10 protein-coding genes are annotated in these 13,010 nt (G+C 52.9%); 6 read left to right on the top strand and 4 right to left on the bottom strand.

The features are described from left to right. Positions 1-112: 112 nt before the first annotated feature. Positions 113-1,312 (top strand): NAD(P)/FAD-dependent oxidoreductase, encoded by a 1,200-nt coding sequence (locus tag OGY67_RS22390; protein ID WP_286574526.1) that lies wholly within the window; start codon positions 113-115, stop codon positions 1,310-1,312. 107 nt (positions 1,313-1,419) lie between these two features. Here OGY67_RS22390 and rsmJ read toward each other — a convergent pair whose 3' ends face one another. Next, positions 1,420-2,169: a 16S rRNA (guanine(1516)-N(2))-methyltransferase RsmJ gene (rsmJ, locus tag OGY67_RS22395; protein ID WP_003827462.1), complete on the bottom strand. Its 750-nt coding sequence runs from the start codon at positions 2,167-2,169 to the stop codon at positions 1,420-1,422. Positions 2,170-2,177: 8 nt separating this feature from the next. After that, positions 2,178-4,220: an oligopeptidase A gene (gene prlC, locus OGY67_RS22400; RefSeq protein WP_048236970.1), complete on the bottom strand. Its 2,043-nt coding sequence runs from the start codon at positions 4,218-4,220 to the stop codon at positions 2,178-2,180. Positions 4,221-4,428: 208 nt separating this feature from the next. Between prlC and OGY67_RS22405 the strand changes: the two genes are divergently transcribed. Beyond that, positions 4,429-5,271 (top strand): 23S rRNA (adenine(2030)-N(6))-methyltransferase RlmJ, encoded by an 843-nt coding sequence (locus OGY67_RS22405; protein WP_003827459.1) that lies wholly within the window; start codon positions 4,429-4,431, stop codon positions 5,269-5,271. A gap of 104 nt (positions 5,272-5,375) precedes the next feature. Next, positions 5,376-6,728: a glutathione-disulfide reductase gene (gene gorA, locus OGY67_RS22410; RefSeq protein ID WP_286574527.1), complete on the top strand. Its 1,353-nt coding sequence runs from the start codon at positions 5,376-5,378 to the stop codon at positions 6,726-6,728. Positions 6,729-6,770: 42 nt separating this feature from the next. Here gorA and OGY67_RS22415 read toward each other — a convergent pair whose 3' ends face one another. Next, positions 6,771-8,165, bottom strand: coding sequence for a cytochrome-c peroxidase (locus tag OGY67_RS22415; RefSeq protein ID WP_286574529.1), 1,395 nt, complete (start codon positions 8,163-8,165; stop codon positions 6,771-6,773). A 427-nt stretch (positions 8,166-8,592) separates the two neighbouring features. Here OGY67_RS22415 and OGY67_RS22420 point away from each other — a divergent pair, with 427 nt between their 5' ends. Continuing rightward, complete coding sequence (locus tag OGY67_RS22420) at positions 8,593-10,242, top strand: alpha,alpha-trehalase (RefSeq protein ID WP_286574539.1); 1,650 nt, start codon at positions 8,593-8,595, stop codon at positions 10,240-10,242. A 27-nt stretch (positions 10,243-10,269) separates the two neighbouring features. Here OGY67_RS22420 and OGY67_RS22425 read toward each other — a convergent pair whose 3' ends face one another. Continuing rightward, the gene (locus OGY67_RS22425) at positions 10,270-11,859 is read right to left on the bottom strand and encodes an STY4199 family HEPN domain-containing protein (RefSeq protein ID WP_286574625.1); all 1,590 of its coding nucleotides are present in this window, start codon (positions 11,857-11,859) and stop codon (positions 10,270-10,272) included. A gap of 167 nt (positions 11,860-12,026) precedes the next feature. Between OGY67_RS22425 and OGY67_RS22430 the strand changes: the two genes are divergently transcribed. Beyond that, a complete protein-coding gene (locus tag OGY67_RS22430) occupies positions 12,027-12,566 on the top strand; it encodes a GNAT family N-acetyltransferase (RefSeq protein WP_286574540.1) in 540 nt (179 codons plus the stop codon). A gap of 86 nt (positions 12,567-12,652) precedes the next feature. After that, positions 12,653-13,003 (top strand): glycoside hydrolase family protein, encoded by a 351-nt coding sequence (locus tag OGY67_RS22435; RefSeq protein ID WP_286574627.1) that lies wholly within the window; start codon positions 12,653-12,655, stop codon positions 13,001-13,003. Positions 13,004-13,010 lie beyond the last annotated feature (7 nt).

A 13,010-nucleotide genomic window follows, 5' to 3' on the forward strand; every position in this document is an offset into this window, starting at 1 on the left:
ATCAAGAGACACCACCCTTTAAGGCAAAAAGGAGCTCGATCGCATTGCAATTCACAACTACGACAAATAAAATCCGAGTAAACAATTCGTAGTCACCAGTGAGAAAACCCCAATGCGTAAACAAATTCTGATCGTGGGCGCCGGCTTTGCCGGTATGTGGGCAGCATTAAGCGCCGCACGACTGGCGGATAAACATCAGCAGGCCATTGATATTACAGTAATTGCGCCACAACCGGAGCTGCGTGTCCGCCCACGATTTTATGAAAGCGCCGTTCATACGCTGGTCGCACCACTGCAACCGCTATTTGACGTTACCGGCGTCAACTTCCTGCAAGGTCACGTCGAGCAAATCCTCCCGGACTCTAAAGAGGTGAGCTGGAAAGATGCCAACGGTGACACTCATCTGCATCGCTATGACCGCCTGGTGCTCGCCAGCGGAAGTCACGTAAACCGCGATACCGTCGCCGGTGCCGCCGAGCACGCGTTTGACCTCGACCAACTCGAGAGCGCCGCCGTACTGGAGCAGCACATTAACAATCTGGCATTACAACCGGAAAGTGAGGCTCGTAATACTGTGGTGGTCTGTGGTGGTGGTTTCACCGGGATAGAGATGGCGCTGGAATTACCGGGTCGTTTGCGCGAAATATTGGGCGCTGATGCTAAGACCAGAGTTGTCGTAGTTGAACGCGGTGCTCAGCCAGGCGGACGCTGGAGCCAGAAATTACGTGACGTGATTATCGAAGCCTCTGCTGAACTGGGCGTCGAGTGGCTGGTCAATGCGGAAGTAGAGTGCGTAGATGCCTCCGGCGTCACGCTGAAAGATGGGCAGGTGATTGCCTCTCAGACGGTTATCTGGACCGTCGGCGTACAGGCTAATAACCTGACAGCACAGATTAATGCCCCGCGCGATCGCCAGGGCCGTCTGCATGTGAATGCTAATCTGCAGGTTGTGGGTCACGATGATATCTACGCCACTGGCGATGTGGCCTATGCCGCCACCGACGACAAAGGCAACCATGCGTTAATGACCTGTCAGCACGCTATTTTGTTGGGTAAATTTGCCGGTAATAACGCTGCGGCAGATCTGTTGGACGTAGCGCCATTGCCATATCGTCAGGAAAACTACGTCACCTGCCTGGATCTTGGTGCCTGGGGTGCGGTGTATAGCGAAGGATGGGATCAACAGGTGAAACTGACGCGCGCAGAAGCGAAGAAGCTGAAGGTGTCGATTGTCAGCGAGCTGATTTACCCACCGAAAGCAGACCGAGCAGTAGCATTTGAGATTGCCGACCCGCTGGCACCGTTTGTTTAATAGGTTATGCCGGATGCGGCTAACGCCTTATCCGGCCTACAAACCACACGCTGCCGTAGGCCTGATAAGCGCAGCGCATCAGGCAGCACAGCGCACAGATCTACAAACTATGCTGTCCCAGCGTAGATATCAAACCGATGCCCTTTCGTCACAACCGCGTTCGGCGTGGCGACATCCGCCAGCGGCGGCGCGTAGTCTGGGCGCTTCACCACCACACGTTTGGTGGCCAACTGACGCGCAGGCTCCAGCAGCCCATCCGCATCTAAATCCGGCCCCACCAGCGACTGAAACACCCGCATCTCTTTTTTCACCAGCGCGCTTTTCTGCTTATGTGGAAACATCGGATCGAGGTACACCACCTGCGGGCGCGGCGTGATATCGGTTAACGCCGTCAGACTCGACGCATGGATCAGCTGTAAACGTTCCTGCAGCCACGGACCGATTTCCGGGTCGGCATAGCCGCGCGCCAGGCCATCATCGAGCAGTGCCGCAACCACCGGATTACGTTCCAGCATTCGTACGCGGCAGCCTACCGAGGCCAGTACAAACGCATCGCGCCCCAGCCCTGCGGTTGCATCGACCACATCCGGCAGGTAATCGCCTTTAATGCCAACCGCCTTCGCCACCGCTTCACCGCGTCCACCGCCAAATTTGCGCCGATGGGCCATCGCACCACCCACGAAATCCACGAAGATGCCGCCGAGTTTGGGTTCATCACGTTTGCGCAGTTCCAGATGTTCCGGCGTCATCACCAGCGCCATCAGGTTATCTTCATCGTGTTCCAGTCCCCAGCGGGCGGCAAGAACAGATAAGGCGCCGTCTCCGGCGCCTGTTTCATCTACTAAGCAGATTTTCACGTGAATAATCAGCCTTTGATCCCGTAATGCTCCAGCATTGCATCCAGCTGTGGCTCGCGGCCACGGAAGCGCTTGAACAGTTCCATCGGCTCTTCAGAACCGCCACGGGTGAGGATGTTATCGAGGAACGATTGTCCGGTTTGACGGTTGAAAATCCCTTCATCTTCGAAGCGAGAGAAGGCATCAGCCGCCAGTACGTCTGCCCACAGATAGCTGTAGTAACCCGCTGCGTAGCCACCAGCAAAAATGTGGCTGAAGGCATGCGGGAAGCGGCCCCACGTTGGGCCCGGCACCACGGCGACCTGTTTTTTAATTTCCGCCAGCGTCTCGAGGATTTTAGCCCCTTGCTGCGGGTTAAACTCCGCGTGCAGACGGAAATCAAACAGACCGAACTCCAGTTGACGCAGAATAAACAGCGCTGCCTGGTAGTTTTTCGCCGCCAGCATTTTATCCAGCAGTTCCTTCGGCAGCGGTTCACCGGTCTCAAAGTGACCAGAGATAAACGCCAACGCTTCCGGCTCCCAACACCAGTTCTCCATAAACTGGCTCGGCAGTTCGACCGCATCCCATGGCACACCGTTGATACCGGAAACGCCCGCAGTTTCGACACGGGTCAGCATGTGGTGCAGACCGTGGCCGAACTCGTGGAACAGGGTGATCACTTCATCGTGGGTAAACAGCGCAGGTTTACCGTTCACCGGACGGTTAAAGTTACAGGTCAGGTAAGCGACCGGCTTTTGCAATGTGCCGTCGGATTTACGCATCTGGCCGACACAGTCGTCCATCCACGCCCCGCCGCGTTTGTGTTCACGGGCATACAGATCAAGATAGAAGCTGCCGCGCAGCTCGTTGTTTTCGTCGTACAGCTCGAAGAAACGAACTTCCGGATGCCAGACGTCAACATCGGTGCGCTCTTTGGCGGTGATGCCATAAATACGTTTAACCACTTCAAACAGACCGTTAACGGCTTTGTTTTCCGGGAAGTAAGGACGCAGCTGCTCGTCGCTGATGCTGTAGAGGTGCTGTTTTTGTTTCTCGCTGTAGTAAGCGATATCCCACGGCTGCAGCTCATCAACACCAAATTCCGCTTTCGCGAAGGCGCGCAGCTGAGCCAGCTCTTTCTCACCCTGCGGACGGGCACGTTTCGCCAGGTCAGTCAGGAAGTCGAGTACCTGCTGCGGGTTCTCCGCCATTTTGGTAGCCAGAGATTTAAAGGCGTAGCTTTCAAAGCCCAGCAGTTGTGCCAGTTCGTGGCGCAGCGCGAGGATCTCTTCCATTATCGGGCTGTTGTCCCATTTGCCCGCGTTTGGCCCCTGGTCAGATGCGCGCGTGGAGTATGCACGATACATCTCTTCACGCAGCCCCTGGTTATCACAGTAGGTCATCACCGGCAGGTAGCTTGGGATATCCAGGGTTAACAGATAGCCTTCCTGCTCTTTGGCTTCAGCCTGCGCTTTTGCGGCGGCCAGCGCGCTTTCCGGCATCCCGGCAAGTTCCGCTTCGTCGGTCACCAGCTTGGTCCAGCCCATCGTAGCATCGAGGACGTTATTGCTGTACAGGTTGCCGAGCTCAGACAGGCGGGTGGCAATCTCACCATAGCGCTGCTGTTTTTCCTTCGGCAGACCAATACCAGAAAGCTCAAAATCGCGCAGCGCGTTATCAACCGCTTTTTTCTGTGCGGTGTTCAGGGTGGCGTAATGATCGCCATCACGCAGGTCGCGGTACGCTTTGTACAGGCCTTCATGTTGTCCAACCCAGGTACTGTATTCAGACAGCAGCGGCAGCGTTTGTTCGTAGGCTTCACGCAGTTCCGGGCTGTTTTTCACCGAATTCAGATGGCTAACAGGAGAGAAAATACGCCCCAGCACATCGTCGACTTCCGCCAACGGCTGGCAGAGATTTTCCCAGGTGTACGGCGCGCCCTGCGCAACCACTCGCTCAACGTTTTCACGGCAATCGTTCAGCGCCTTAGTGACGGCAGGCACAACGTGTTCTGGCTGAATTTTAGAAAACGGCGGCAGTTCGAAGGGAGTCAGCAATGGATTGGTCATTAGCGCGGTCCTGTTGAAAAGAGTGAATGAAGCGCGTATCCGGCGCTGTGCATATTAATTTGTACAATGGGGTTAAGTGTAGAGGATTTCAATGCTAACCGTGATGGAAAGACGCCCGGTGACGCTGCGCTTACCGGGCCTACGGGTAATCCGTGTCGATCTGCTGTAAACTGTGGCAAATCGTCATTTCAGCGGAATTTCATTACCCATGCTCAGTTATCGCCACAGTTATCACGCAGGCAACCACGCCGACGTCCTTAAACACACCGTTCAGAGCCTGATCATTGAATCGCTCAAAGAGAAAGAAAAACCGTTTCTTTATCTGGACACCCATGCTGGTGCTGGCCGTTATCAGCTGAGCAGTGAGCATGCCGAACGCACCGGTGAATACCTGGAAGGAATCGCCCGTATCTGGCAGCAGGACGATTTGCCTGCCGAACTGGAACCCTACATTGGCGTAGTGCAGCACTTCAACCGTAGCGGTCAGCTGCGCTACTACCCGGGCTCTCCGTTAATTGCTCGCCAGCTGCTGCGCGAACAGGACAGTCTGCAATTAACTGAACTGCACCCGAGCGACTTCCCTCTGCTGCGCGGCGAATTCCAGAAAGATGAGCGCGCTCGCGTGGCCAAAGCCGATGGTTATCAGCAGCTGAAAGCAAAATTACCGCCAGTTTCCCGTCGTGGGTTGATCCTTATCGATCCACCCTACGAAATCAAAAGCGACTACCAGGCAGTAGTGACCGGTATTAACGAAGGCTACAAACGTTTCGCGACCGGCACCTATGCGTTGTGGTATCCGGTGGTTCTGCGCCAACAAATCAAGCGCATGATCCACGACCTGGAAGACACCGGCATCCGCAAAATTCTGCAAATTGAGCTGGCAGTACGCCCGGACAGCGATCAGCGTGGCATGACGGCATCCGGCATGATTGTGATTAACCCGCCGTGGAAGCTGGAGCAGCAGATGAACAACGTCCTGCCGTGGCTACACAGCAAACTGGTCCCGACAGGAACCGGGCATACTTCCGTAAGCTGGATAGTGCCGGAGTAATCGCAGCCATCGGTGGAACCTTTTAATATCAGGTATACAATCGCGAATATTTTGGCGGATGGCGTAACGCTTCTCCGCCCTACAATGAACATAAAGGAGCGGTCATGACCAAGCACTATGATTACATCGCTATTGGCGGCGGCAGCGGCGGTATTGCCTCCATTAACCGTGCAGCAATGTACGGTCAAAAATGCGCACTGATTGAAGCCAAAGAGTTAGGCGGCACCTGCGTTAACGTTGGCTGCGTACCGAAGAAAGTGATGTGGCATGCCGCACAGGTCCGCGAAGCGATCCACATGTACGGTCCGGATTACGGTTTCGACACCACCATCAATAAGTTCGACTGGGATAAACTGATCGCCACGCGTACCGCTTATATCGATCGTATTCATACCTCGTACGACAACGTGCTGGGCAAAAATAATGTCGATGTGATTAAAGGTTTTGCGCGCTTCGTTGATGCAAAAACCGTTGAAGTGAATGGTGAAATCATCACTGCCGATCATATTTTGATTGCCACTGGTGGTCGCCCGAGTCGCCCGGCTGTCCCTGGCGCGGAATACGGTATTGATTCTAATGGTTTCTTTGAGCTGCCAGCGTTACCAGAACGCGTGGCTGTTGTTGGTGCAGGCTACATTGCCGTTGAGCTGGCTGGTGTGATTAACGGCCTGGGTGCCCAAACGCACCTGTTCGTACGCAAACACGCGCCGCTGCGTAGCTTTGATCCGATGATCGTCGACACGCTGGTTGAGGTGATGAACGCCGAAGGCCCGACTCTGCATACTCACGCGATTCCAAAATCGGTTGTTAAAAACGCTGACGGCAGCCTGACCCTGCAACTGGAAGATGGTCGTAGCGAAACGGTAGACTGCCTGATTTGGGCGATTGGTCGTGAGCCAGAAACGGACAACTTCAATCTGGCTGTTACCGGCGTGAAAACCAACGAAAAAGGCTACATCGTCGTTGATAAATTCCAGAACACCAGCGTGCCGGGTATTTATGCCGTCGGCGACAATACCGGTGCCGTTGAGCTGACGCCGGTTGCCGTTGCCGCGGGCCGTCGCCTTTCCGAGCGTCTGTTTAACAACAAGCCGGACGAGCATCTGGACTACAACAACATCCCGACCGTGGTCTTCAGCCACCCGCCAATTGGCACCGTGGGCCTGACCGAGCAGCAGGCTCGCGAACAGCACGGCGATGACCAGGTGAAAGTGTATAAATCATCATTTACCGCAATGTATACCGCTGTCACCACACACCGTCAGCCATGCCGCATGAAGCTGGTTTGCGTCGGTCCGGAAGAGAAAATTGTCGGTATTCACGGTATTGGTTTTGGAATGGATGAAATGCTGCAAGGCTTCGCGGTCGCGCTGAAAATGGGCGCAACCAAGAAAGACTTTGATAACACCGTTGCGATTCACCCAACGGCGGCAGAAGAATTCGTTACCATGCGTTAAGCAATAAATAAACCGGATGGTGCTTTGCCATCCGGTTTTCTCTTATTTACCCTGCATATATGGCGTATACACGCCGTTTAAGCTTTCGAGGAACGCCACGATATCGTCGATATCTTCCTGCGGCAGTTCTTTACCCACCTGATAACGCAGCATCAGTTTTACCGCACCATCGAGCGTAGGCACATCACCGCGATGGAAATAAGGCGCGGTCAGCGCAACGTTACGCAAGCCCGGGACTTTTTGACGCAGCTTGTCACGTAATTCATTAGTGACGTTCATGCGGCCAATATCTGCGGCAGTGACCTCACCGAAATTAAAGTCCTTTTTCAACCCCAATGGCTCAAATGAGCGCCCGCCTAAAATAATACCGCCATGACAGGTCGCACACTTATTATCTTTAAACAATTGATAGCCATGTTTCTGCTGAGCAGTTAACGCCGCTTCATCGCCGCGTAGCCATTTATCAAACGGCGAATTTGGCGTAATTAGCGTTTTCTCAAACTCAGCAATCGCATCGGTAATATTATCCCCGCTGAATCCCTGCGGATAAACCGCAATAAACTCCTGCTTCAATTGCGGATCTTTATCCAGTTTCTGGATAATTTCGTCCCAGGATTTAGATGCCATTTCGATAGGGTTCAACGGCGGGCCGCCTGCCTGCGCCTGCAATGTTGGCGCACGACCATCCCAGAATTGTTCAACGTTGAAGACCGAGTTAAACACCGTCGGCGCATTAATCGGGCCAACAGCGCCGCCTACGCCGATCGACGTTTTCCGGCCATCCACGCCGCCTGCATTCAGGGCGTGGCAATGCGCGCAAGAAATCGTGCTGTCGCCGGAAATACGCGGGTCGTGGTAAAGCGTAAAGCCAAGCACTACTTTGCGGGCATCGGTTGGGATGCTTTCTGGTATCGGCTGTACCGGTTCATTACGATGCTGCGCGGCGGTATCGTTACTGGCGTAATACTGCTCACGCTGTTTCGCAATCCAGCCCAGGATCTCGGCTCGCTCCGTATCGCTGACCTTCCCGGCCCAGTGCAGCGCGGTATATCGCGTTGGCGGCATGGTGTCGTACTGCATCACCCATTCAATTTTATTCAGGTCGCTTTGCGAAACGGGTTTATCTGCGACCAGCGCCGCACGAACGGCTTCAAGATTGAATGATTTGTATCCCAGTTGAATATCATAATTCATCAACTGCTTAGCGACAGGAAAAGAAGAATAGAAAGGTAATTCAGCTGAAGGCGTGTGACAATAATCGCATCCTTTTTCGCGTAAAAATCCTAATACCTTATTATTTTCTTCCAGCGTAGAGGCCTGAACATCAGCCTGTTTGCTACGTTGATTATCGTGATACCACACATAACCGGATAATCCAAAATAACAAATCACGATGCCAGCTATGGCAATCGCGGTAAGACGGGTAATGATTTTCATTATTTTACCCTCACCGTTGTGAGTTATTGTGACCCAGAAAAATTAGAATAATTAATGCACAGTCTTTGTCAGACCTGACCATCATAGGAAATAAGGGGATTACTATTTTGATAAGTATCAAGCAATTACATGGAGGAGAACTATCAATAGAATAGCCTGCGCCTATTATAGAGATAAGACGTTACCTTTCTCTGTTCACACCTCGTTGCAATCGAATGCTCTGAAAATGGAATATATTCAGATTATGCAGAACTTTGAATTATCCATTATTTTCATTGGGATAGTCTGATTCTTTAAATTTTGCTCAGCATTAAAACGTGATCAACCGCACGCTTTACTCACCCGACACCGAAGCGAATGTCTACGCTTAACTGACGACCGGGCAATAGCCTTCATCTTTCAACGTCCATCGGAGGTCTTTCTCATTATGCTCAACCAGAAACTACCCCACGCCCCTTCTGAAGAAATGACGATCGACATCGATCTGCTTTATGAAATGGATCCGTGCGAGTTAAAGCTGGATGAAATGATTGAGGCGGAGCCTGAGCCGGAGATGATTGAAGGGCTTCCCGCTTCAGATGCGTTAACTCCTGCCGATCGTTATCTCGAACTGTTCGAACACGTCCAGTCATCCAAACTGTTTGCGGATAGTAAAACCTTCCCAGATTGTGCGCCCAAAATGGACCCGCTCGATATTTTAATTCGCTATCGTAAGGTTAAACGCCATCGGGACTTCGATCTGCGACGCTTCATCGAGAACCATTTCTGGCTCCCGGAAACGCCCTCCAGCGAATACGTTTCTGACCCGGAAAGTTCGCTGAAAGAACATATCGATCAACTGTGGCCGGTGCTGACGCGCGAGCCGCAGGATCACATTCCCTGGTCCTCGCTGCTGGCGTTACCGCAGTCATACATTGTGCCAGGCGGGCGTTTTAGCGAAACATACTACTGGGATTCCTACTTTACCATGCTGGGTCTGGCAGAGAGCGGCCGCGAAGATCTGCTGAAATGTATGGCAGATAACTTTGCCTGGATGATTGAAAACTATGGTCACATCCCGAACGGCAACCGTACTTACTATCTGAGTCGCTCACAGCCGCCCGTTTTTGCCCTGATGGTGGAGCTGTTTGAAGAAGATGGTGTACGCGGCGCGCGTCGTTACCTTGATCATCTAAAAATGGAGTACGCGTTCTGGATGGATGGCGCCGATTCCCTGGTACTCAACCAGGCCTACCGCCACGTGATCAGAATGTCGGACGGCTCTCTACTTAACCGCTATTGGGACGATCGTGATACGCCACGCGATGAATCATGGCTTGAAGACGTCGAGACCGCCAAGCATTCGGGTCGCCCGCCCAATGAAGTGTATCGGGATTTACGCGCGGGCGCGGCTTCTGGCTGGGATTATTCATCGCGCTGGCTGCGCGACGCAGGCCGCCTTGCCAGCATACGCACCACGCAGTTCATCCCAATTGACCTGAACGCATTCCTCTACAAGCTGGAAAGCACTATCGCCAATATTTCCGCGCTAAAAGGTGACAAAGAAACGGAAGCACTGTTTCGCCAGAAAGCCAGCGATCGTCGTGATGCGGTAAACCGCTATCTCTGGGACGATGAAAACGGCTGCTATCGCGATTACGACTGGCGGCGCGAACAAATGGCCCTGTTCTCTGCCGCCAGTATTGTGCCGCTGTATGTCGGTATGGCAACGCATGAACAAGCCGATCGGCTTGCTAACGCAGTTCGCAGTCGCCTGCTCACGCCCGGTGGCATTTTAGCCACGGAGCATGAAACCGGTGAGCAATGGGATAAACCCAACGGCTGGGCGCCGCTGCAGTGGATGGCGATCCAGGGCTTCAAACTGTACGGTGACGACCATCTCGGGGATGAAATTGCCCGTAACTGGTTGAAAACGGTGAATCTCTTTTATCAGGAACACCACAAACTTATCGAAAAATACCACATAGCTGACGCCGCGCCGCGCGAAGGCGGCGGAGGGGAATATCCGTTGCAGGACGGCTTTGGCTGGACCAATGGCGTGGTACGCCGACTCATCGGTTTGTATGGCGAACCCTAGCAGCTGACGGTCTGAGTCATCAGGCTTTCAGTTAATCGCATCGTACAGCTCGGCGTGAATTTTCTGCCATTTCTTGTTCTCAGGGCTTGGCTGGGCGCGAACACGCAGCTCAGCCTGCTCAAGATCATATTGCTGACGCGCAACGACCGCAGGCACGGAACAAAAACTTTGCAGATAACTTTTATGCAGCGAAGTGAGCGATGCCCCATTCGACATCGCATGGCTGAGCGTAGTCATAAACTGTCGGCATGGTTTGCTTTCATCCATCTGCGAAGGGTAACGCAGCAGCAGTCTCAACACCTCAGTATTGCCCGCCGAAAACGCCTGCTCCGTCCACGCCAGCTTCCAGTCCATCCCGCCCTGCAGGAACAGTGACGTCACGCGGGTGTCATTGCGATCGATAGCCGCCCGCATGTTAAAGGCATCCCAGGTGATGCCCATTCTGGTCACCGCCTCCCGTGCGCTGGGGGCATCGCGTCGCGGTTCCTCCTGCACAATTTCAACGGATTGTCCGGAAGACGCCTGTGGCGCTGGCGAAGTGAATAACCAGAACGCACCCAGCGAAATCGCCAGCACCATCACGCCGACCGCTATCCACAACATGCCGGAAATCAGATGTTCACGTTCTTCCGCCGTGCGCTTGGCTCGCTTTTCCGGCGGATCAATACTGTCTGCGATTTCATGCTTATCGCCTCCCGCTTGCTCGTCTTTTTGCTTTGCTGTTTCCCAAAACTGGCGGACCATGGCCTCATCAGATTCCAGATACGACGCAGGATTAATGCGCGTACGCCGTTCTTCAAATGCCCGTTGCACAGGATGAGTTATCTGTCGGTACTGGTAGTCCAGCAACATCAGTTGTACTGACGTCAGCGGCTGCTGCGCGATAACGCAGTTACGAGCCAGGCGGCAATCATCCAAAAACATGCGTAGCGTGATGCGCGGCTCAACAAATGACATGAGCACTGAGGTATCGTTAAAAATCTGCGTAAAGTGGCGAACGAATAATTTCTTATCGACGACCATCAGCGCCAGCTCGCTAAACATCATACCGTCCAGCGCATCTCGTCCTTCGCCCAACTTTAGCCAGCGACGCAGACGTTCACCACCAAAGTGCTGTTTCAGAAAGCTGTTGAGAGGATGTTGATCCGGCCATACCCGTGCAATCAGAGATTTGAGGGTTAATTCTATTGCGCGAAGTTGACGCTGCGCCCGCATCTGAGCATCCGGCTCCACAGGTGCAATTTCGGTTTGATACTTCAGGATGGGCTGTTGCTGGCGTAATTGTTCCAGAGAAGCCACAAAGCGCAGCGCTGAAATCAGCTGGTTTTCACTGACGTCCTGGCCATTTTCATATTGGGGTACACTCTGTTGAAGATGACGTAGCCGCAGAGTGAACTGGCTCAATTGCGCATCATTCATCTGCAACCGTCTGGCGACAGCCCCCCAGCCGCCCAGATTCAGTCGTGCCTGATCCAGTTGCTCGAGAAACCACCGTGGGTCTTTGCCTTCTGCGGCATGTACGCCTAGCAGCAGTAATATTTCTACCGACGCCTGGCGGATAATCCCCAGACAATGTTCAAAGGGTGTACATGTCGCTTGTAACGCGCTATTGGTCATCATCTTCCCTAAAAGGACCCAAAACGTGCGGCCTCACCATGGTATGTAATTATCTTTTTTAAACGCAACGTTGTGCCGATGTAGACTAGAACACATTCATATAGCAAATAAATAAGTTTTACAGTGACTTCCGCACAATCATTGAAAATTATTCTGGAGATAAGCCTGTGCCTGTACTGCAAACATCACGTCTGCTCTGCCGCCCACTGACAGAAAATGACTGGACGTTCTTCTTAATGCTACAGCAGAACCCAGATGTGATGCGTTTTGTCGCTGACGCACGTACTGAAGAGGAAATACGGACAGCCTTCGACTCCCGCCTGCCTGAATGGTATCCCGGCAGCCCACACTGGCTATGTCTGCTCCTGTGCGATAAGACATCGGGAGCACCGCTTGGTGTGACCGGATATATTCAGAATAACAATGAATGTGCCGAGGTTGGCTTTCTGCTCGCCCCACAGGCACAGGGTAAAGGTTATGGCGCTGAATCTCTGCATGCCGTGTGTGAATACGCTTTTGCCAGCGGCGGTCTGCGGCGGCTAACCGCCTGTGTCACCGCAGGAAACGAAGCCTCACGGCGTCTGTTGGAAAAGGTCGGGTTCATTCATGAAGGCACGCTACGCGCAAGCTACTGGCTACATCAAACCTGGCACGATGACTGGATTTTTGGTCTGTTAAAACAGGAATATCAGCCGCCCACGGCATAGGTCGTTTTGCGGTAAATACTGGCTGTCAGGCAACTAGCGTAACGGCGTGTTTTTTTTAGAATAGGTCTCTTTGCACAGAGATGATTATGCCGCTGCGTTCGACGCATTTCACGCCCGCTTGTATTGCATTTATTAAGCAATGGCAGGGCCTGTCGCTGGAAAAGTATCAGGACAAAAAAGGCATCTGGGTCATTGGCTACGGGCACGAAATCTCCGCCAATGAATCCTTTGATACCCCAATTACGGTGATGCAGGCAGAAACATTACTGCTCGCAGATATGAGTATCTGCGAGGCATTCATCCATAAGGAAATGACGCAAATAAAAGACAGGTTTCAGCTGGAAGTATTAATTTCGTGGATATTCAGCGTGGGAATTACCCAATTTTGCGCTAAAAATATCTGGCTAGTGTCTATTTCACAGCCAGAAACATTCTGACTGTGAA

It is taken from the genome of Citrobacter sp. Cpo015, from assembly GCF_030333035.1.
Lineage (GTDB): Bacteria > Pseudomonadota > Gammaproteobacteria > Enterobacterales > Enterobacteriaceae > Citrobacter > Citrobacter portucalensis.